The sequence below is a fragment of the Hansschlegelia plantiphila genome (assembly GCF_027922265.1).
Classification (GTDB): domain Bacteria; phylum Pseudomonadota; class Alphaproteobacteria; order Rhizobiales; family Methylopilaceae; genus Methylopila; species Methylopila plantiphila.
Genome location: NZ_BSFI01000006.1, coordinates 79568 through 99170 on the forward strand (window position 1 = coordinate 79568; position 19603 = coordinate 99170).

A 19603-nucleotide genomic window follows, 5' to 3' on the forward strand; every position below is an offset into this window, starting at 1 on the left:
CCATGTCCGTCAGGGCCATGAGACTTCCGGATGACGATCATCCGATCAGCATCACCCCGAATCCGAACCGAATCGTCGTCAGAGTCGGAGGCCGCGTGCTAGCCGACACGCGGAACGCGCTGTCGCTGAAGGAGGCGTCATATCCCCCCGTCCAGTACGTGCCGCGCGCCGACGTCGACATGGCGCTGCTGCAGCGCACGGACCATTCGACCTACTGCCCCTTCAAAGGCGACTGCAGCTATTTCAGCATCCCGTCGGGCGGCGATCGCGCGGTGAACGCCGTCTGGAGCTACGAGGCGCCCTATGACGCCGTCGCGGCGATCAAGGGCCACCTCGCCTTCTACCCCGACCGGGTCGAGATCACGGAGGAACCGATCGGCTGAGGGTCGTCACGCGACGGCGCGCGCGGCCTGCCCGAGGCGGTCGCGAACGTCGGCGGTCAGCTCGAGCGAGCGCAGCCGCGCGGCGGGCTCGAAGACGTGGCCCGTCACCATCAGCTCATCCGGGCGAAGCTCCGCGATGAAGTCCGCCAGGCCGCGTTGCACCGTGTCGGGCGAACCGACGAAGGAGCGGCTGAGCATCTGGCGCAGGCCCGCCTTCTCGGCCGGCGAGCAATAGGCGTCAATGTCCTCGATCGGCTTCGGCAGCAGGCCCGGCGCGCCGCGGCGGAGATTGATGAAGGCCTGCTGCTGGGATGTGAACAACCGGGCGGCCTCGGCGTCGCTGTCCGCCGCGAGCACGTTGACCGCCGCCATCGCGTAAGGCGCCGCGAGCCGCTCCGACGGTTTGAAGCGCTCGCGATAGACCGCGAAGGCGTCGACGAGGTCGGCCGGCGCGAAATGCGAGGCGAAGGCGAAGGGCAGGCCGAGCATCGCCGCGAGCTGGGCTGAGTACAGGCTCGAGCCCAGCAGCCAGACCGGCACGTCGAGTCCCGCCCCCGGCACCGCGCGCACGCCCTGCCCCGGAGCCGCAGGCTCGAAATATTCCATCAGCTCGACCACGTCCTGCGGGAAGGAGTCGGCGCCGCCCAGACCCCTGCGGAGCGCGCGCGACGTCATCATGTCCGTGCCGGGCGCCCGGCCGAGCCCGAGATCGATACGGCCGGGGTAGAGCGTGGCGAGCGTGCCGAACTGCTCGGCGATGATGAGCGGCGCATGGTTCGGCAGCATCACGCCGCCGGAGCCCACGCGGATCGTTTCGGTCGCGCCGGCGACATGGCCGATCACGACGGCGGTCGCCGCGCTCGCGATGCCCGTCATGTTGTGGTGCTCGGCGAGCCAGAAGCGCTCGTAGCCGAGACGTTCCGACGCCTTGGCGTAGGCGACCGAGTTGCGGAACGCGTCGGCCGCAGTCGAGCCTTCGGCGATCGGCGCGAGATCGAGGACGGAGAAGGGGATCATGGGACCATGCCTTTGCCGGACGAATCGACCGGCCGAGAGTGGGATGCCAGCGCCGCGCGGCGCGCCGACTTTTTCATTCCCTAGATTGGCATGCCGAGGCCTGACCGAAAGTGCGCGTGGCGCATGCATGGGGTTGCGTCGGCGAGCGGGTGGATCAGAGAGCGACGCCGATCGACCGGCCGATCGCCGAGATCGCGGCCGCCTGCACCTCTGCGGGCGTCCGGGCCGCGTCGATCACCACGGCTTTCTCGCCGAGCGTCCGCGCCTGGTCGAGATAGGATTCGCGGACGCGGGCATGGAAGGCGAGGTCGAGCCCTTCGAAGCGGCCTTCGTCGATCGCGCCGGCGTCGAGCCGCCGCTTGCTGCGTCCGATCCCGACGACCGGCTCGACGTCGAGGAACACCGTCAGGTCGGGCCAGAGATCGCCCACGGCGTCGCGATGAAGACCACGGATGAACGCCTGCGACAGGCCCCTCCCCGCGCCCTGATAGGCGATCGTCGAGCCGACATAGCGGTCGCTGACGACGATCTCGCCCTGCGCCAGCGCCGGCCTGATCACGCGCTCGACGTGCTGGACGCGCGCCGCGGTCATCAGCAGGAGTTCGGATCGGGCGTCCCAGACCGCGCCGGTCTCGGCGAGCAGGAGCCCGCGCAGCGCCTCGCCTTCGGGCGTGCCGCCCGGCTCGCGGGTCGCGGTCACCGTTCGGCCGAGCGCCCCGAGACGACCGACGATGGCGGCGATCAAGCCGCCCTTCCCCGCTCCGTCGCCGCCCTCTACGGCGATGAAGACGCCGCTCTCGGGCATCAGATCCGGGCCGCGATCTGGTCCACCCAGCCGTTGACGAGTTCGACCGCCCCGTCGAAGGCGCGGCGGCTCAGCGCGCCGACTGGGACGTCGTCGCCCGCGAGCAGCGGCGTCTCGAGCGTCAGCGTGTCGGCGCGCCAGACCCGCAGCGTGGCGACGCGGGCGCCCTTGGCGATCGGCGCCGCCAGCGGGCCGTCATAGCTCACGCGCGCCACGATCCGGGTCTGATCGCCCTTCGGCGTCAGCAGTTCGACGCGCCGGCTGGCGACCAAGGGCACGTTGAGCGTCGACCCGCCGAAGACGCGCGCCTCGGCCACGACCTCGCCCTCCGAGAACAGCTCGCGACGGTTGAACGCGTCGAAGCCCCAGTCCAGCAGCTTGCGGGCCTCCTGCGCGCGCTGTTTCGCGCTCTCGAGCCCGTTCAGCACGATGATCAACCGCCGCCCCTCGCGCTCCACTGAGCCGACGAGCCCGTATCCCGAATCCTCGGTGTAGCCCGTCTTCAGCCCGTCGGCGCCGGGATAGTCCGCGAGCAGCGGATTGCGGTTGCGCTGGGTGATCTTGTTCCAGGTGAATTCCGGCTCGGCGAAGATCTTGTAGTCCTGCGGATAGGTCTCGATCAGGTGCAGCGCGAGGCGCGCGATGTCGCGCGCGGTCATCTTCTGCGTGGGGTCCGGCAGGCCGGTGGCGTTGCGGAACGTCGAGCGCGACAGGCCGAGTTCGCGCGCCCGGGCGTTCATGAGGTCGGCGAAGGCGGGTTCGGAGCCGGCGACGGCGACGGCGAGCGTGATCGCCGCGTCAGCGCCTGACTGCACGATCAGGCCGCGCAGGAGATCGGGCAGCGGAACGTCCGAGTTGAGCTTGGCGAACATGGTCGAGCCGCGTGACGGCGCGCCTCCCCGCCGCCAGGCGTCTTCGGTGACCCTGAAGCTGTCTTCCGGTTTCAGCTGGCCCTCGCGCATCGCCTTGAAGACGAGCTCGAGCGTCATGAGCGTCGCCATGCTGGCCGGCGGCGACGGCAGGTCGGCCTGCCGCGCGAACAGGGTGGCGTCGGATTCGACGTCGTAGAGATAGGCGATGGGGGCGTCTGTCGGGCCGGCGGACGCAGCAGGCGTCGCGGCCCAGGCGGGTCCGCCCGCCCAACCGAAAAGGAGCGCTACGGCGAACGCCGCACGCGAGCGATCCCTGAAGCCCGCGATCAATGAACAGAGCATCGCTACGCCGCTCTCTACGCCCGGACGTCGAGAATAAGCCGGGAAACGGCGCGGCACAATCGAGCGCGCGCCTCGCAGGCGGCCAAGTTTGGCGGAAGGGTTAGCGGAAAGCTGAGTAGGCGCTCGCTGTCGCGCCCGGATCGCCCTGTCCGTCGGCCTGGGCGAAGGCGTTCGATCCGCCGAAGCTGTCGAAGGCCGACGAGATGCGCGAAGCGACCGCGGCGCCGCTCGGCGCTTCAGCGACCGTCTCGGCCGTCGGCTGCGCCTTAGGCTGCTTGCCGAAGTCCGGCGTCGAGCTCGCCAGCACCGGCTCCGCCATCTTCACCACGCGCTTCGAGGGCTTGGCCGCGGCGACCACTTCGCGGGCCGCCGGCTCCCTGGCCGCCACCGCGACTGGCGCGGGCTTCGATACCGAAGCGACAGCCGCAGGAACCGTCTTCGCCGGCGTCATGGGCTTCGTCAGCCCGACGGAAGCCAGCTCCGGCTCGACCGAAGCCGCCGCCTTGGGCTGCGACGCGACGGACGCGACAGCGATCGGCGCAGGGGCCGGAGCGACATGCGTCTGCACCGTCGCCCGGGCGACCGTGGCGGGAGCGGCGCTCGCCACCAGCGTCTCGCCGGCGACGCCGGCCTCGCCCGCCAGCTCGGCGTCCGTCACCGGCTTCAGCGCCGCGACCTGCACGCCTTCGGGCGCGCTCGGGCGGCCGAACTCCTGATAGGTCGCAAGCAGCTTGCGATCGTCGCGCCCGCCTGCGGGCGCCATCGCGATGTAGTCGACCTTCACGTTGCCCACTCCCGCGCCGCGAAAGCCGAGCGCGTCGGCTGTGCGGCGGGAGACGTCGATCAGCCGGCCCTTGTGGAACGGTCCGCGGTCATTCACGCGAACCACGATCGAACGGCCGTTCGTGACGTTGGTGACGCGGGCGTAGCAGGGCAGCGGCAGGGTCGGATGGGCGGCGGTGAAGCCCGCCATGTCGAAGGTCTCGCCGTTCGCGGTGCGGCGGCCCTGGAAGCCGTCGCCATACCAGGACGCGAGGCCGACGCCGACCTTTCCGGGCTTCCTCGCCTTGATCGGGACATAGGTCTTGCCGGCGACGACGTAGGGCTTGGTCACGCCGCCGGACGAAGCGACCGGAACCGCGGGAACCGGCGCCGGTTCGGCGGACGCCACCGGCGTAAGTTTCTGGGCGGAGCAGCCGGCGATCATCGCGCACCCGGCCGCGATCAGAGCGAGACGCAGGGCGGCCTTCTGAGGCGCACGCTTTATCGGATCGATCAAGGAGCTAGCGGTGGGTTCCTGATGCTTCGCATCAGATCGCTTCGCCGCAGCGTTCATTCCGGCCGTCCCCGTATTCGCCGCGGACGATGCATGCCGTGGGCCCAGGATTAAGCCCGTGGTCATGAGGCTGAAAGCCTGGAGGCTTCAGCCTGTTTCCCCCGCCGCGTGACGCACATGTGTCTGTGCGGCCACGTTCCGCTGACAAAGAGGGGGTTCAATTGAGGCAAGAATGCGGCACGTCAGCACATTCTTAACCTCGGTTAAGAGCCCGTGAGGGCGGTTCATTCGAGATCGCGGTCGCGCAGCCGACCGATCAAGCCGTCGTGCGGATCCGACCACGAAGCAAAAATTGTTTGCCGTCGAACCAAGTTCCTTGGCTTCTGGCGGACGTGTCGCCCTGAGAAAAGCATTCCCCAGTCGTTTGGCCTCATATGCCTGACGAATTCGACCGCCTTGCAGAATCCGTCAGCTCCACCTCTGGCGCGATAGTTGAGGGGAAACGCGCCCGCCTCACGGTGTTGTAAGACCGATCTCATTCCCGCTGATCGTTTGCTCAAGAGCCGCGCTGCAAAGTTCTCGAACCGGACGCGGCCGGCGCTGGCCCCCGGGGAATGCGCGAAGAAGAAATGCTGAGACGCCGTTCGCCTTGGCTGCCACGCCGTTCGAAAAGAATTCGGACTCGTTTGGACGCGGGCGGCCCAAGCGGCGTTTTGGTTGCGCGCCGGACCGCTCTGACGCAATGATCCGGCCTACGCGACGCGGAAGGGTGGCCGAGCGGTTTAAGGCAGCGGTCTTGAAAACCGCCGTGCGGGCGACCGCACCGTGGGTTCGAATCCCACCCCTTCCGCCAGTACCGCCGATTATGCGCTATGGCGCGATATTGTGCGCGATCGCGGCTCAATCGCCGTCGATTGCCGCACGGCATATCCAATCCAGACTTCGACGTTTGACTTGCGGCGACAACGGATTGGATCGACGGAAAACAGGCGAAAACGCGTTTCCGGCTTCCTAGCTTTTTAGGAAGGCGATATCGCCAGTTGTCGCTGACTGCCGGGGTTTTGCAGCAAGCTGTTAGCTGCGTGCATTCGGCACGGTGATATGAAGGGACAGGTCACTCGCTCTCAGGCAGTGCGATGACCGACATCGCCTCAAGGATGTTTTCAGGTCCGCCTTTCGGCGGCCAGATTCCCGCCGAATAGGCGGCGGTTCGTAAGGCTCCACGCTGTGCGAGGCTGTCAAATCCCCAGATATGAGTGATCCGGGGCGGCCCGTCGAGCGCATACATGTTGATCATCAGGTGCGCCGTGTAGTCCCGGGCAGGCTCGATCGCGGCTTCCCAGCCGGCGAGCGTCGGCGGAAGTCCACCCGGCTTCAGCTTGTAGGTGCGGAATTCATAGACCGCGTCAAGGGCGACAGGTTGTGCCGGCGGCAGGAAGGAGAAGGGCATGTAGCTGTCCATCTCCAACGCCGTTATCACGCCACCGGCGTTGAACGGATTGGAGCTCAATAAGGCTCGGCGCCGCTCCCGCTGCAGGGCGGCGGCGGCCTCGAAGCGGCGCAGGATCAGCATGCGGCCGAGCGGCCCCATCTCCGTGCGCCAGCACCCCAGCAGGGTGCCGTCGGCATCGGGCATCGAGATCCATTCCCGCGCGGCCTTCGCTACCTCCGCGGCGGAGAGAAGCGGAAAGGCCAGTGTCGTGAGCTCGTAGAGTTCGCGCATGGATCAGGCTTCCTGCAGAAAAGGCGAAGGGAGCCCGGGAAGATGTCCGGAGGATTCGGCCGCGAAAGCGCCGAAAAGCGGGTCCCACTCAGTGATCGTCAGGCTCTCGATAAGACCCTCGACGGCGAACGGATCCGCTGCCACCAGCGCCTCGGCCTTGGTGCGATCCGCCACGGTGAAAATCAGAAATCCGGATCGCAATGGCGTGCCGACCAAGCGGCCGGATGCGCGCAAGCTTCCCTCAGCGACGAGTTCCTTGAGATAAGCGACATGGGCGTCGAGGTGCCGGTTCCACCCATCTCCGTCTGGATGCGACATGGTTGCTATGAAGAAAGCCATTTTTGTCTTCTTTCCAGGACGTGCGGATAGGCAGGAGATAGTTTGACGGGCTTGCGCGATAAAGGGATGAAAGGTTTCATGATTTGAAATCACTGGTTTGGAATAAATGGACCGTCTCACCAGCATGGCCGTTTTTCTAAAGGCGGCGGATCTCGGCTCCTTCACAGCGGCGGGAACGGCGCTCGGCCTCTCGTCGCAGATGGTCGGCAAGCATGTTAGCTTCCTGGAGAACCGGCTGGGGACCCAACTCCTGCAGCGCTCGACCCGGCGCCAGAGCCTGACCGCGATCGGACGGACCTTCTACGAACGCTGCCGCGTGGTGCTCGCCGAGGTCGATGCGGCCGAGGCTACGGCGCGCGAATCCGGCATAACCCCGCGCGGGCGGCTGCGGGTCGGTGCGCCGGTGACCTTCGGCAGCATCGCGCTCGCACCCCTCGTAACGGACTTTCTGCGCATCCATCCCCAGGTCGAGGTCGCACTCGACCTCACCGACCGTTACGTCGATGTCGTCGGGGAAGGATATGACGCCGTCATCCGCCTCGGGCCGCTCAAGGATTCCAAGCTTACATCCCGCGCGCTCGCTCCTTATAAGCTGATCGCATGTGCCTCGCCCGGCTATCTTGCCGCCCGGGGCGCACCACGCACGCCTGCCGACCTCTCGGAGCATGACTGCCTCGGCTTCGTTTTCGCCTCCGGGCAGCCTTTCGCCGAATGGAGTTTCGACAAGCAGGGCAAGGTTTACGAGGTGCAGGTTCGCAGCCGGTTTCAGGTGAATGACGCGCGCGTGCTGCAGTCAGCCGCGCTGGACGGGCAAGGCATCATTCTCCAGGCCGATCTGATCGTGGCCGATGACTTGGCGGCAGGCAGGTTGGTGCAGGTCCTGCCCGATTATGAAACGCCCACGCGCCCCATGCATATACTGTTTGCCGCGACCCGCCCGCCGACGCAGACGCTGCGCCGTTTCATCGACCACGTTGTGGACCGTTTTGGAAAACGTTCCGGTCCCGGAAAGCATCAACCAAGCCGAGGGACATAGGACTGCCCGCAGTCTCTCCCATTCGGCTAGACACCGGCCAGGAAGGGGATCCCTACTCGCCTCCTGCGCATATCGTACTCTCTCGGCTGATCGGTAAGCGAAGCGTGGTTCCCCAAACCAGCAAGGCGATCGCGCTAAAGCCCGCTCCGAGCATCGACACGCCGAACCATCCCGCATGGGCATAGGCCATTGTCGATGAGATGGCTCCGATGGCGCTGCCGATGGAGTAGAACACCATATAGCCCCCCACGAGACGGCTGCTCGCTTCAGGATGGCGGTCGAATATGATGCTCTGATTGGTGACATGAACGGCCTGTACGGCCAGATCGAGCAGAACGACGCCGAGAAGGAGAAGGGGCAACGATGCCGGCAGCATCGCAATCAGCGCCCATGACGCCAGCAACAGCGCGAGCGACACTCCCGTAGTCCAATTCCCGAGACCGCGATCCGCGAGCCGGCCTGCGCCTGTCGCTGCAATCGCCCCTGCCATGCCGACGAGGCCGAACAAGCCGATCTGAGTATGGGAATAGGAGCATGGCGGGGTGCTGAGCGGCAGGACCAGCGCCGTCCAGAACGTGCTGAACGTTGCGAAGATCAACAGGGCAAGAAGGCCGCGAACCAACAATATCCGGTCGCGCAGAAACAGAATGGGGATCGAGCGCAGCGTGGCGGCGTAGCTGTCGGTGCTGTCCGGCGAAAGCTGGCGCGGCAGGACACGGATCAGCATTCCGACCATTGCCGCCGTCAGAATGGCCGAGGTCAGATAAACCGCGCGCCAGCCACCGAGATCGGCCAGCAATCCAGCGATGAAGCGGGCGGCAAGGATGCCGGTCACCACGCCGCTCGTCACCATGCCGACTGCCCTGCCACGCTCGGCAGGCGTTGCCAGCGTCGCGGCGAACGCCACCAGGATTTGCACTACGACGGCAAGCAGGCCCATTGCAGCCAGACTGACGAACAGGATCGCCTCTGTTCTCGCCGTCGCGACGGCGACCAAAGCAATGACCGACAAGACGCCTTGGCCGACGATCAGGCGGCGGCGGTCGATCAGATCGCCAAGCGGGACAATGAAAATCAGCCCCAGCGCGTAGCCAAGCTGCGTCAGCGTTACGACGAGACCGATCGCAGACGGTGAGATCCCGAAATCCTGCGCTATCGAATCGAGCAACGGCTGGGCGTAGTAGATACTTGCGACGCTGAGTCCGGCAGTGACGGCGAAGATCAGCGTGGTGATCCTCGATAGCCCCCTGCCTGTTTCGCGTCGCGTCCTGCTTTCGTCTCCGTGCTGCATGACGGCCCCGTTCGTGAAACTCAATCTAGTTCTATGTTAAGACCATTTGTGCGGACAAAATTCCAGTTCTATTTTGAAACCAGAATCGACGGACGGAGATCGAAGATCATGGTCAAGCGGGTCAGCCTGTGGGATGCCGGGTGTCCGGTAGCGCGCGCGCTGGACGTCATCGGCGACTGGTGGTCGCTGCTGATTATCCGCGACGCTTTCGATGGCGTTCGGCGGTTCAGCGAATTTCAGACGGGCCTCGGCATCGCCAAGGGGATGCTGGCGACGCGGCTGCGTGACTTGACCGAGCGCGGCATTCTGGAGTCCGCTCCGGCCTCGGACGGGACCGCCTATCGGGAATATGTCCTGACCGCGAAAGGGCGCGGTCTTTTCCTCGTCATGGTCGCGCTGCGTCAATGGGGCGAAGATCATCTCTACCGCCCGGACGAACCAAAATCCTCGCTGGTGGACACAGAAACCGGCATTCCCGTCGCCCGTCTGGAAATGCGCACAGAGGACGGTCGACCTATGGACTGGAACAATACGCGAGTGAAGAAAATCGAAGATCGCTGACCGGAGGCCGGCACGGCAACGGAAGCACATGCAGGAGCTCGACCCCGATCGCCGCAGCGGATAAAGGACCAATGAGCGCCTTAGCCGGTTTCGGGCGGCGTTAGAGGGCTATGGCGTAGACATAGTGCTCATCTTCATCGGGCGCGGCCCGCCACCTGCCCTTTCGGGCCTTGCGATTTCAGCATCTTAGCTTCCAATTTCGCTAACCTTGGGCTTGGGTTAGCAACTTCTGTTCCCGTTTCGAACGGCCCTACCGGCGAAATTGACCGCATCGCGCTCTTAGCCATGACGCCATATAGCTGAACGGGCAGACGAGATCTGACCAGATCTCGACCCGCGGTGCTCCGTCGGTTTCGGTCTACGCCTGCCCTCCCGATCAGAACGTTTCGCCCAGAAGCGATTCGGCTTTTGCCCAGAGCAGCTTCGCGCGTTCCGGATCCAGTGCGTGCGACATCGCGCCGAAACGGATGCCCGGCGCATTGTCGATCGGGGCGATCTGGCAGTCCTGCGCGTACTTGCCGCCGATGGCGTCGCCATCCGCCACGACCGCCGACCAGATGGCTGTCGCCGCGACCTGCGGAATCGTCTTGAAGGCGAAGCTCTGGCCCGACGTGCCAAGTTCGGCCGCGATCCGCTTGCCGAGCGCGGCGAGGTCGTCCGGCGAAAGGTGGCTCGCCAAGCCGGTTTGCGAAACACCGGGCATCAACGACGAGGCGCGGATCCCGCGATCGCGGTGGCGCCTGTCGAACTCGACGGCGAACAGGACGACAGCGGTCTTCGAGCCGCCATAGCTGATCCAGGGATCATAGGGGCGTCTCTCGAAGTTCGGATCCTCGATGTTGATGTCCGCCCAACGCAGCGCGTTCGACGAGACCGTGACCACGCGGCCTCCTTCGCGGATCAGGGACGCGATCCGGTTCACCAGAAGGAAATGGCCCAGAAAGTTGGTGGCGAACTGGGTCTCGAAACCGTCCTTCGTCCGCCCCTGGGGCAGCGCCATCACGCCGGCGTTGGCGATGACGCCATCGAACGTCCCGCCGTCGGCGACGAGCCCGTCGGCCGCCGCGCGCACGCTGCGGAGATCCGCCAGATCGAGTTCGATCACGGAAAAGCCTGCGCCCTGTTGCTGCGCTGCCTCTCGCACCACGCCGGTGGCGACTTCTGCCTTCGCCAAGTTGCGCGCAGCGCCGACGACGTACGCACCACGGGCCACCAAGGCACGCGCCGTCTCGACGCCCATCCCGGACGAGACGCCCGTGACGAGGTAGCGCTTGCCGCGCAGATCAACGCCCTCGAGCACCTCGTCGGTCGTCGAGGTGGCTCCGAATTGTCGTGTCATGGTCCTATCCTTCCATCCACCGCGGCTGCGGCAGCAGGCTTGCAACGATCGACGCTGATATGAAGTTCGCGACGCCTTTCTGCATGTCAGATCGGATCGACTTATTGCCTAATCCGATCACGGCGTTGCCTTGGTCACCGATCGCGCCTACAATCCTGCGATGCAGGACTTGCTCAATCGGATGACCGACCGCGTGTTGCGCCATACCGAGGGCATGCGGATGGAAACGCCGCTTCCGCACGTCGGCATCGGCGTTCTGTGGCCGCAATCCTCACCGACGCTGAACGGTTGCGGCGCCGGCGTCTGTCTGGTCCTTCAGGGCGGCAAGGAAATGATCGTCGGAAACCGCGTGCTTCGCTATGGCGCGGGTAGCTGCTTCGCGTCGCTGATCGAATTGCCGACCACGAAATCGACCTTCCAGACCGACGATGGCAGGCCTTATGTCGCGACCAGCCTCAAGCTGGACGAGGCGCTGCTGATCTCGCTCCTCACCGAACTTCCGCGAGGCGCGGCGACGAAGGCTGCTCCCAGCTTCAGTACGGCGATGGTGTCGCCAGCGCTGTTGCAGTCGTGGGATCATTATCTGGCGTTGCTGGATACGCCGGAAGACATCCCGTTTCTTGCAGCGGCGCGCGAGCGGGAGCTGCTCTATCGCCTCATCCAAAGCGATCACGGGCCGATGCTGCGTCAGATCGTGGGCGAGGAAGGCCCGCTTGCGCGGATCAGGCGCGCGATCGGATGGATACGCGAGAACTTCGACCGGCCGATCGCGGTCAAGGCGCTCGCCGAGATCGCCGGCATGAGCGTTCCATCGTTCAACCGGCATTTCCGGGCGGCCACGTCGACCAGCCCGCTCCAGTATCAGAAGACCCTGCGCTTGCAGGCGGCGCGTCGCTTCATGGCGTCAAGCCCCGACGCCACGCGAGCCGCATTCTCTGTGGGATATGAGAGCGCCTCACAGTTCAGCCGGGAATATGCCCGCCTGTTCGGACTGCCGCCCAAGCGGGACTCCAACGGAATCCGCCAACATCGCGGTTCGGTGTCGGATATCCTGATCTGACTGCGGTCGGGTAATTCTCACGGCCGCCGGAGCGCAGGTCAGAAGAGGCGTTTCACTCTTCATCGCCATCCTGCAGCCGACCGCCGCCGCAGCCCGGGCGCCTACACGGGGATAGCGCTGCGGATCACTGTTTTCGAATGAACCTGGCTTCGAACTCAGACGCGGGAACCGGCCTTCCGAGTAGATAGCCCTGCACCTCTGGGCAGTCGTTCTGTTTCAGAAAACGAAGCTGAGCTTCGGTCTCCACGCCTTCGGCGATAACCTCCATGCCAAAGCGTCGGCCAAGGTAAAGCACCGCCATCACGACGGCTTCGTCGCCCGGATTGACGTGAACGTCCCGAATGAAGGAGCGGTCGATCTTCAGGCGCGACACCGGATAGCGCTTGAGCAGGCTGAGGGAGGCGAAGCCGGTGCCGTAATCGTCGAACGCAAGCCCGACGCCGAGCTTGCGGAGATTATTGAGCAGCTTCAGCGTGCCGGCGTCATTGCGCAGCAGGACGTTCTCGACGATCTCGAGTTCAAGCGCTTCCGGAGCAAGGCCGAACTCGGCGAGTGCGTCCCGAACGTCCGTCAGAATCCGCCCGGATCGAAACTGCGCTTCGAACAGATTGACGCCGATCCGGAAGTTGGGGACCCGAGCGCGCCAGAGCGCCGCCTGCCGGCAGGCGGTGCGGAGTATCCACGCGCCGACGTCCCCTGCCGACGGTTTGTGGCTGAGCACTTCGATGAACGAAACCGGCGTCAGCAGCCCCCTTTCGGGGTGGTTCCAGCGGATGAGCGCCTCGGCTCCCGTCAGACTGCGATCCGCCGTCGAGAATTGCGGCTGGTAGAACAGCTCGAAGTCTTTGTTCTCGAACGCCCGCTTCAATTCCTGCTCGAAAGCGCGTCGGGCCAATGCCACTTCGCGAAAAGCGGGAATAAAGACCTCGTATTGTCCCTTGCCCGCGGCCTTGGCGCGATAGAGGGCCAGATCGGCGGAGCCCAGTAATTCTTCGCCTCGTCCGCCGTGCTGCGGGGCAAGAGCGACGCCTATGCTGACGCCGACGTCGATGTGCTGGCCCGCGAACTCGTAGGGTTCGGAAATCGCGGAGACCAGCCGCGCCGCAAACGCCCGCGCATAGCGCGCGTCGTTGCCGGGCAGCAGGGCGACGAACTCGTCGCCGCCGAGCCTTGCGACCATGATCGCGTCTTCGCAGGTCGCGACGAGACGCGCTGCGACGTCCCTGAGGACCGCGTCGCCCGCGGAATGACCGAGCGTATCGTTGACGTCCTTGAAGCCGTCGAGATCCAGCAGCAGCACGGTGGCCGGCCGGCCGGCGGCGAGCGTTTCATCCAGGCATTCCCGCCAGGCGCCGCGGTTCGGCAGATCCGTCAATGCATCGAGAGAAGCGAGCCGGAACAGCCGCTCCTCATTCTGGCGCCGTTCGGTGATGTCGCGAACGATGGCGCCGACGCTGGTGGTGTTCCCCTCCTGCCATGTGGACAAGGAAAACTCGGCTGGAAACTCGGCGCCGTCCTTTCGAAGCCCGGACAGTTCGATGGTCCGGTCGGCGAGCTCCATCTTCTGGCCATGCCGGAGCCGCTCGATCTCGGCCTCGTAGATGCGCATCCAGCTATTGGGGACGATGACCTCACTGGTGCGATCGATCATCTCACCGGCGGTATAGCCGAAGAGTCTTTCCGCTGACCGGTTCCAGAAGGTGACCTCGCCCTCAGCATTCGAACAGATGATCGCATCCGGCGATGTCTGGGCGATGTTTTCGAAGCGCGCCTGGCTCATCGACCGGATGTATTCCAGTCGGCGCATTTCCATGCGATCCATGATCAGCGCGGCGATGTCGGTGAGGTTTTTGCGGTCTTCCGCGGTAAAGCTCGCGCGTGGCTCGCTGTCGATCAGACAGACGGTGCCGATCTTCTCACCTGTCGGCGTCACCAGAGGCTTGCCGGCGTAAAAGCGGATGAAAGGCGGTCCCAGGACGAGGGGATTGGCGGAGAACCGTCGATCCTTGGTCGCGTCGGGAATAACCAGGATGTCGTCCTGCACGATCGCATGGGCGCAGAACGAAACTTCTCGGCTGGTTTCGCAAACGTCGAAACCGACGTGAGCCTTGAAGAACTGCCGGTCGCGTTCAAGCAATGAAACCAGAACGATGGGAACGTCAAACAGCCTGGACGCCAGCCCCGCCAACCGATCGAAATCCCCCTCGGGAGGAGTGTCCATCAGATGGTACTCGTCCAGCGCGTCCAGACGGGCTTCTTCGTTCTCCGGCAACGGATATGACATAGTCAGCTTATTTTCGTAGGCCATCCTGGTTTACTTGGTCCGTGCGCCGCCCCGCCAAGAAAGATCAACGTCCGACGCCGCAAAAGGTTTGGAAGTCGACGAAAGCGCCAACCCGTCGCCTCAGCATATTCAGAAAGGCCTTAACCATTATGCTGCGCCGGTTCGATCCGGACGCTAGCGCGCGCCGTCAGCGTGGCGCGCCCCGCCGCGCCTGGAGGACAAGCGCTCCATTGGACGTCCGCAATGAACGCGGGAGCATGTGCGGCCGCCGTAGGCTTATGGCCTCATAGGCCTATCGGCGCCGATCGTCGGCTATGGCGCCGCCGCTGCTGCGATCAAGCGTCTTGCGCCCTGAAGCATCGCAGACCCCGAGCATGCCAGTCTGTCGATGCGGCAAGCTGAACAAAAAAGCCCGGCGGGGGATCCGCCGGGCTTTCTGATTGACCGTATCGGTCAGGCGGTGAGGTTCACCAGCCGAACTTGTAGGCCACGCCGGCCATCACGCGGTTCTCGGTGTAGTCGTTCCGGGTGGACGCGCCGTTCAGCTTGAAGTTGTCCTTGCCGAAGTCGGAGTAACGATAATCGACGCGGGCGACGATGTTGTCGGTCGCAGCGTACTCGACGCCGCCGCCGACGGTCCAGCCGAGCGCGGTCTTGCTGTCCTTGCCGAAGCCGGAGGCCTTGACCTCACGGTCAGCGTAGGCGAGGCCGCCCGCGCCGTAGACCAGGAAGTGGTCGAACGCGTAGCCGATGCGGGCGCGGGTCGCGCCGGTCCAGTCGGTCGACGCCTTGGCGATGCCGGCCTTGTCGTCGATGTTCGCCCAGTTGAAGTCGGTCTCGATGCCGACGACCACGGGAGAAGCGTCGAACTGGTAGTTGTAGCCGGCGTAGCCGCCGAACACGCCGCCCTTCGGCTTCACGCGGCCGAGATTGGTGTCGCCCCAGCTGTAGCCCGCCTGCGCGCCGATATAGGCGCCCGTCCAGGTGAACGAGGAAACCGGCGCGGAGACCTGCGGAGCCGGCTCGTAGGCCGGGAGATCCGCGGCGTAGGCGGCGGATGCGAAGGCCAACGCTGCGACGGAGGCCGCGCAGACCAGAAGCTTACGTGTCATGATGAAACCCAATCAGCGATTTTCAATGCGCATCCCCCGAGACGGGTCTGCATGCTCCTAACGACCATGAGTTCGGGGCGTTCCTGTGTCGACACGGCGCCGACGACATGCGCGGAGCCGGTGAGGCTTTTGGGCAACTAATCAGACGCTCACCACTGCAAACTGAGCCTTTCTATCTCAGATTTTCGCTGTCATATGAGCGACATGATCACGACGGGCGCGAAATTCCGTGACCATTTTCGCCACGATTTGCTCAACCGGAGCGATGTCGTGGATCGCCCCCACGCCCTGCCCCGCTCCCCAGATGTCGCGCCATGCTTTGGCGGCCGATCCCAGATCCATCCGACCCTTGTCGCCCACGGACAGCGCGTCAGGATCGAACCCGGCCGCCGCGATCGAGGGCCGCAGATAGTTGCCGGCGACGCCGGTGAACAGGCTGGAATAAACGATGTCGACGGCCGCGCTGTCGATCAGCATCTGCTTGTAGCGGGGGTCGGCGTCGGCCTCGGCCGCCGCGATGAAGCGCGTGCCGACGTAAGCGAGGTCGGCGCCTGCGGCGAGCGCCGCGAACACCGCCCCGCCCGTGGCGATCGCGCCTGAGAGCGCGATCGGCCCGTCATAGAACGCGCGGACCTCCTGAAGCAGAGCAAACGGGCTGAGCGCGCCGGCGTGGCCTCCGGCGCCGGCCGCCACCAGGATCAGCCCGTCGACGCCGGCCTGCAGCGCCTTTTCGGCGTGCCGCACCGAGATGACGTCATGCAGCACGATTCCGCCCCAGCCGTGGACGCAGGCCACCACCTCGTCCGGTGGGCGGAGCGATGTGATCACAATCGGCGGTCGGCGGCGCTCGCAGACGCGCATGTCCTCGGCGAGCCGGGCGTTCGACGAGTGGACGATCTGGTTGACGGCGTAGGGCGCGACGCGACTATCCGGGTTGGCTTCCGCGAAGGCCGCGAGCTCAGCCTCGATCCGCTTTAGCCAGCGGTCCAGCAACTCCGTAGGCCGAGCGTTCAGCGCCGGGAACGACCCCACGATCCCCGCCTTGCACTGCGCGATGACCAGATCGGGCGACGAGACCATGAACATCGGCGCGCCGATCACCGGCAGCGACAGTCGGCCTTCGAGCACTGTTGGGAGAGGCATCTGGTTCGCTCGCGGGACCGGACTTACAGCCTAGGCCGCGCGGGTCCGGGCGTCGATCCGCAGGCGCAAGCCCCGGCCAACCGCCCTCGCCTACTCCGCGGCGATCACGGCCGGCGCGGCGCGCTTTGCGGCGCGGGCGGCGGTGAGCCTGGCGAAGTCCTCGCCGGCGTGGTGCGACGAGCGCGTCAGCGGGCTCGCGGAGACCATCAGGAAGCCCTTGGCGAACGCCGTCGTTTCATACGCCTTGAACTCCTCGGGCGACACGAAGCGGGCGACCGCATGGTGACGGCGGGTCGGCTGCAGGTACTGGCCAATGGTCAGGAAATCGACGTCCGCCGAGCGCAGGTCGTCCATCAGCTGAAGCACTTCGTTTCGTTGCTCGCCGAGGCCGACCATGATGCCGGACTTCGTGAACATGGACGCGTCGAGCTCCTTCACGCGCTGCAGCAGGCGAAGCGAGTGGAAATAGCGGGCGCCGGGGCGCACGGTCAGATAGAGCGACGGCACACATTCGAGATTGTGGTTGAACACATCCGGCCGCGCCTCGACGACGAGCTCGAGCGCTCCGGGCTTGCGCAGGAAATCGGGCGTCAGCACCTCGATCGTCGTCGCCGGGCTCGACGCGCGGATCGCCCGGATGACGTCCGCGAAATGGCGCGCACCGCCGTCGGCGAGGTCGTCGCGGTCGACGGACGTGATCACGACGTGGCTGAGGCCGAGCTTCGCGACGGCGTCGGCGACGCGCGACGGTTCGCCGATGTCCACGCCCTCGTCGGGCATGCCGGTCCGCACGTTGCAGAAGGCGCAGGCGCGCGTGCAGGTGTCGCCGAGAATCATGAAGGTCGCGTGCTTCTTCGACCAGCATTCCCCGATGTTGGGACAGCCGGCCTCCTCGCACACGGTGACCAGCTTGTTCGCGCGGACGATGTCCTGGGTCTCGCGGTAGACCGCCGACCCCGGCGCGCGCACGCGGATCCAGTCCGGCTTCTTCAGCGGCTCGCTTTCGGGGCGACGCGCTTTTTCCGGGTGACGGGGCCGCCGCTGGCCGGCTGTCAGGTCGAGCACGGTGACCATGAGCGCTTCGTCGGTCCCTCTCGCCGCGAGGCGGCGGACGTGAAAAGGGAGAGCCCGGCGGTTCGCCGAACTCTCCCGTTCAATCCTAAGCCATGCGGCCCGGCCCGTCGATGCGCGCGCTCAGCCGGCATGGGCGCCTTGAGCGCGGCGCAAGCCTCAGGCCGTGCGGCCGCGGATCATGCGGTAGAGGAAGATCAGCAGGCAGGCGCCGACGACGGCCACCAGGCACTGGATGATCCAGCCGCCGCTGGCGGGAATGCCGATCGCGCCGAGGATCGCGTTCATCACGATCGCCCCGACGATGCCGAGGACGATGTTCATGATCACCCCCATGTCGGACTTCATGAGCTGCTCTGCGATCCACCCGGCGATGCCGCCGAGAACGATCGCCATGAACCAACCAACACCCGTCATGCCACCTGCTCCTGCCCAAGAATTCCGTCGCGGTGAGAACTAGCGGCGGGGACGCCCGGTTCCAGTGCGGGGCAAATAAAATACGAACCCATCAGGTGTGAATGACGCGGCCATAGGCGTCGAGCACGCTCTCATGCATCATCTCGGAGAGCGTCGGATGCGGGAACACCGCATGCATCAGCTCTTCCTCGGTGGTCTCGAGGTTCATCGCGATCACGAAGCCCTGGATCAGTTCCGTCACCTCCGCTCCGACCATGTGGGCGCCGAGAAGCTCCCCGGTCTTCTCGTCGAAGATCGTCTTCACGAAGCCGTCCGGCTCACCGAGCGCGATCGCCTTGCCGTTGCCGGCGAAGGGGAAGCGTCCGACCCTGATCTTGCGGCCCTGCTCCTTCGCTCGTCTCTCCGTCAGCCCGACCGACGCGATCTGCGGCTGGCAGTAGGTGCAGCCGGGGATTTTCGCCTTGTCCATGGCGTGGACCGGCAGCCCCTTGATGCCCTCGACGCAGATCACGCCCTCATGCTCGGCCTTGTGGGCGAGCATGGGCGGCCCCGCGACGTCGCCGATCGCATAGATCCCCTTGACGCTGGTGCGGCCGAGACCGTCGGCGACGACGCAGCCGCGCTCGGTCTCCACGCCGAGCGCCTCGAGGCCGAGATTTTCGACGTTGCCGACCACGCCGACCGCCGAGATCACCCGGTCCGCCTTGATCTTCTCTGTCTTGCCGTCTCCGGTCTCGATCGTGGCGGTGACGTCGTCCTTGCCCTTGTCCAGCTTGGTGACCTTGGCGCCCGTCAGGATGCGGATCCCCTGCTTTTCGAACCTTTTACGGGCGTGGGCCGCGACCTCTTCGTCCTCGACCGGCAGGATCTGCGGCAGCACCTCCACCACGGTCACATCCGCGCCCATCGTCCGGTAGAAACTCGCGAACTCGATGCCGATCGCGCCGGAGCCGACGACGAGCAGCGACTTCGGCATGGTTTCCGGGACCATCGCCTCGAAATAGGTCCAGACCAGCTTCCTGTCGGGCTCCAGCCCCGGCAGCACGCGTGGCCGGGCGCCGGTCGAGATGATGATGTTCTTCGCCGCGTACACTCCCTCGCCGAGCGCGCCCTTCGGCGCCGGCGCGGGCGGCCCCTGAACGGATTTCTTAGGAGCCACGACCTTCACCTCGCCGGCCTTGGTGATCGTCGCCTCGCCCCAGATGACGTCGACCTTGTTCTTCTTCATGAGGAAGCCGACGCCGCCGTTGAGCTGGGCGGAGACGCCGCGCGAGCGTTTGACGACCGCGCCCATGTCGAAGCCGACCTTTTCGGCGGTCAGGCCATAGACGTCCGGATGCTGGAAGTAGTGGTAAACCTCGGCCGAGCGCAGCAGCGCCTTGGTCGGGATGCAGCCCCAGTTCAGGCAGATGCCGCCGAGATGCTCGCGCTCCACGACCGCGGTCCGAAAACCGAGCTGCGCCGAGCGGATCGCCGCGACATAGCCGCCGGGACCGCCGCCGATGATGAGGACGTCGTAGGGGTCAGCCATG

At 65.6% G+C, this 19603-nt stretch carries 18 protein-coding genes and 1 tRNA gene; 5 read left to right on the forward strand and 14 right to left on the reverse strand.

Features of this window, described 5'->3' with window-relative positions:
* Positions 1 to 2: 2 nt before the first annotated feature.
* The gene (locus PKE75_RS05610; RefSeq protein WP_271167723.1) at positions 3 to 383 is read left to right on the forward strand and encodes a DUF427 domain-containing protein; all 381 of its coding nucleotides are present in this window, start codon (positions 3 to 5) and stop codon (positions 381 to 383) included.
* Between the two features lie 6 nt (positions 384 to 389).
* Here PKE75_RS05610 and PKE75_RS05615 read toward each other — a convergent pair whose 3' ends face one another.
* From PKE75_RS05615 to PKE75_RS05630, 4 genes are all read right to left on the reverse strand, one after another.
* Positions 390 to 1400 (reverse strand): LLM class flavin-dependent oxidoreductase, encoded by a 1011-nt coding sequence (locus tag PKE75_RS05615; RefSeq protein ID WP_271167724.1) that lies wholly within the window; start codon positions 1398 to 1400, stop codon positions 390 to 392.
* A 154-nt stretch (positions 1401 to 1554) separates the two neighbouring features.
* The gene (tmk, locus tag PKE75_RS05620; RefSeq protein WP_271167725.1) at positions 1555 to 2205 is read right to left on the reverse strand and encodes a dTMP kinase; all 651 of its coding nucleotides are present in this window, start codon (positions 2203 to 2205) and stop codon (positions 1555 to 1557) included.
* On the reverse strand, positions 2205 to 3419 hold the full coding sequence (locus PKE75_RS05625; protein WP_271167726.1) for a D-alanyl-D-alanine carboxypeptidase family protein: 1215 nt from the start codon (positions 3417 to 3419) through the stop codon (positions 2205 to 2207). Before PKE75_RS05625 ends, tmk begins: the two co-directional genes overlap by 1 nt.
* A 100-nt stretch (positions 3420 to 3519) precedes the next feature.
* A complete protein-coding gene (locus PKE75_RS05630; protein ID WP_271167727.1) occupies positions 3520 to 4698 on the reverse strand; it encodes a septal ring lytic transglycosylase RlpA family protein in 1179 nt (392 codons plus the stop codon).
* Between the two features lie 760 nt (positions 4699 to 5458).
* Between PKE75_RS05630 and PKE75_RS05635 the strand changes: the two genes are divergently transcribed.
* Positions 5459 to 5548: transfer RNA gene (locus PKE75_RS05635), tRNA-Ser, on the forward strand.
* A 261-nt stretch (positions 5549 to 5809) separates the two neighbouring features.
* On the opposite strand, the gene PKE75_RS05640 is transcribed toward PKE75_RS05635, so the two are convergent.
* Together PKE75_RS05640 and PKE75_RS05645 are read right to left on the reverse strand one after the other, a co-directional pair.
* Entirely contained in the window at positions 5810 to 6418 is a 609-nt protein-coding gene (locus PKE75_RS05640) for an NIPSNAP family protein (RefSeq protein WP_271167728.1), read from the reverse strand.
* A 3-nt stretch (positions 6419 to 6421) separates the two neighbouring features.
* On the reverse strand, positions 6422 to 6757 hold the full coding sequence (locus PKE75_RS05645; protein ID WP_271167729.1) for a YciI family protein: 336 nt from the start codon (positions 6755 to 6757) through the stop codon (positions 6422 to 6424).
* 106 nt (positions 6758 to 6863) lie between these two features.
* On the opposite strand from PKE75_RS05645, the gene PKE75_RS05650 reads away from it, so the two are divergent.
* Positions 6864 to 7793, forward strand: coding sequence for a LysR family transcriptional regulator (locus PKE75_RS05650; protein WP_271167730.1), 930 nt, complete (start codon positions 6864 to 6866; stop codon positions 7791 to 7793).
* Positions 7794 to 7845: 52 nt separating this feature from the next.
* On the opposite strand, the gene PKE75_RS05655 is transcribed toward PKE75_RS05650, so the two are convergent.
* Positions 7846 to 9084, reverse strand: coding sequence for an MFS transporter (locus PKE75_RS05655; RefSeq protein ID WP_271167731.1), 1239 nt, complete (start codon positions 9082 to 9084; stop codon positions 7846 to 7848).
* 108 nt (positions 9085 to 9192) lie between these two features.
* Between PKE75_RS05655 and PKE75_RS05660 the strand changes: the two genes are divergently transcribed.
* Positions 9193 to 9645: a winged helix-turn-helix transcriptional regulator gene (locus PKE75_RS05660; RefSeq protein WP_271167732.1), complete on the forward strand. Its 453-nt coding sequence runs from the start codon at positions 9193 to 9195 to the stop codon at positions 9643 to 9645.
* Positions 9646 to 10021: 376 nt separating this feature from the next.
* On the opposite strand, the gene PKE75_RS05665 is transcribed toward PKE75_RS05660, so the two are convergent.
* Entirely contained in the window at positions 10022 to 10984 is a 963-nt protein-coding gene (locus tag PKE75_RS05665) for an SDR family NAD(P)-dependent oxidoreductase (RefSeq protein ID WP_271167849.1), read from the reverse strand.
* Between the two features lie 130 nt (positions 10985 to 11114).
* Between PKE75_RS05665 and PKE75_RS05670 the strand changes: the two genes are divergently transcribed.
* Entirely contained in the window at positions 11115 to 12044 is a 930-nt protein-coding gene (locus PKE75_RS05670) for an AraC family transcriptional regulator (protein WP_271167733.1), read from the forward strand.
* A 124-nt stretch (positions 12045 to 12168) separates the two neighbouring features.
* Here the strand turns inward: PKE75_RS05670 and PKE75_RS05675 are convergent, their stop codons facing one another.
* The 6 genes from PKE75_RS05675 to lpdA all read right to left on the reverse strand — a co-directional run bounded on the left by PKE75_RS05675 (position 12169) and on the right by lpdA (position 19602).
* Complete coding sequence (locus PKE75_RS05675; protein ID WP_271167734.1) at positions 12169 to 14352, reverse strand: putative bifunctional diguanylate cyclase/phosphodiesterase; 2184 nt, start codon at positions 14350 to 14352, stop codon at positions 12169 to 12171.
* A 443-nt stretch (positions 14353 to 14795) separates the two neighbouring features.
* Positions 14796 to 15440 carry an outer membrane protein gene (locus PKE75_RS05680; RefSeq protein ID WP_271167735.1) on the reverse strand — a complete coding sequence of 215 codons (645 nt, stop codon included), beginning with the start codon at positions 15438 to 15440 and terminating at the stop codon, positions 14796 to 14798.
* Between the two features lie 177 nt (positions 15441 to 15617).
* The gene (locus PKE75_RS05685; protein WP_271167736.1) at positions 15618 to 16583 is read right to left on the reverse strand and encodes an NAD(P)H-dependent flavin oxidoreductase; all 966 of its coding nucleotides are present in this window, start codon (positions 16581 to 16583) and stop codon (positions 15618 to 15620) included.
* Positions 16584 to 16673: 90 nt separating this feature from the next.
* Complete coding sequence (gene lipA, locus PKE75_RS05690; RefSeq protein WP_271167737.1) at positions 16674 to 17657, reverse strand: lipoyl synthase; 984 nt, start codon at positions 17655 to 17657, stop codon at positions 16674 to 16676.
* A 156-nt stretch (positions 17658 to 17813) separates the two neighbouring features.
* The gene (locus tag PKE75_RS05695; RefSeq protein WP_271167738.1) at positions 17814 to 18071 is read right to left on the reverse strand and encodes a GlsB/YeaQ/YmgE family stress response membrane protein; all 258 of its coding nucleotides are present in this window, start codon (positions 18069 to 18071) and stop codon (positions 17814 to 17816) included.
* Positions 18072 to 18162: 91 nt separating this feature from the next.
* Positions 18163 to 19602 carry a dihydrolipoyl dehydrogenase gene (gene lpdA, locus PKE75_RS05700; protein ID WP_271167739.1) on the reverse strand — a complete coding sequence of 480 codons (1440 nt, stop codon included), beginning with the start codon at positions 19600 to 19602 and terminating at the stop codon, positions 18163 to 18165.
* Position 19603: the final 1 nt, after the last annotated feature.

Coding starts and splice junctions, on each gene's coding strand:
- PKE75_RS05610 (WP_271167723.1), top strand. CDS start 3: ATGTCCGTCAGGGCCATGAGACTTCCGGATGACGATCATCCGATCAGC.
- PKE75_RS05615 (WP_271167724.1), bottom strand. CDS start 1,400: ATGATCCCCTTCTCCGTCCTCGATCTCGCGCCGATCGCCGAAGGCTCG.
- tmk (WP_271167725.1), bottom strand. CDS start 2,205: ATGCCCGAGAGCGGCGTCTTCATCGCCGTAGAGGGCGGCGACGGAGCG.
- PKE75_RS05625 (WP_271167726.1), bottom strand. CDS start 3,419: ATGCTCTGTTCATTGATCGCGGGCTTCAGGGATCGCTCGCGTGCGGCG.
- PKE75_RS05640 (WP_271167728.1), bottom strand. CDS start 6,418: ATGCGCGAACTCTACGAGCTCACGACACTGGCCTTTCCGCTTCTCTCC.
- PKE75_RS05645 (WP_271167729.1), bottom strand. CDS start 6,757: ATGGCTTTCTTCATAGCAACCATGTCGCATCCAGACGGAGATGGGTGG.
- PKE75_RS05650 (WP_271167730.1), top strand. CDS start 6,864: ATGGACCGTCTCACCAGCATGGCCGTTTTTCTAAAGGCGGCGGATCTC.
- PKE75_RS05655 (WP_271167731.1), bottom strand. CDS start 9,084: ATGCAGCACGGAGACGAAAGCAGGACGCGACGCGAAACAGGCAGGGGG.
- PKE75_RS05660 (WP_271167732.1), top strand. CDS start 9,193: ATGGTCAAGCGGGTCAGCCTGTGGGATGCCGGGTGTCCGGTAGCGCGC.
- PKE75_RS05665 (WP_271167849.1), bottom strand. CDS start 10,984: ATGACACGACAATTCGGAGCCACCTCGACGACCGACGAGGTGCTCGAG.
- PKE75_RS05675 (WP_271167734.1), bottom strand. CDS start 14,352: ATGGCCTACGAAAATAAGCTGACTATGTCATATCCGTTGCCGGAGAAC.
- PKE75_RS05680 (WP_271167735.1), bottom strand. CDS start 15,440: ATGACACGTAAGCTTCTGGTCTGCGCGGCCTCCGTCGCAGCGTTGGCC.
- PKE75_RS05685 (WP_271167736.1), bottom strand. CDS start 16,583: ATGCCTCTCCCAACAGTGCTCGAAGGCCGACTGTCGCTGCCGGTGATC.
- lipA (WP_271167737.1), bottom strand. CDS start 17,657: ATGGTCACCGTGCTCGACCTGACAGCCGGCCAGCGGCGGCCCCGTCAC.
- PKE75_RS05695 (WP_271167738.1), bottom strand. CDS start 18,071: ATGACGGGTGTTGGTTGGTTCATGGCGATCGTTCTCGGCGGCATCGCC.
- lpdA (WP_271167739.1), bottom strand. CDS start 19,602: ATGGCTGACCCCTACGACGTCCTCATCATCGGCGGCGGTCCCGGCGGC.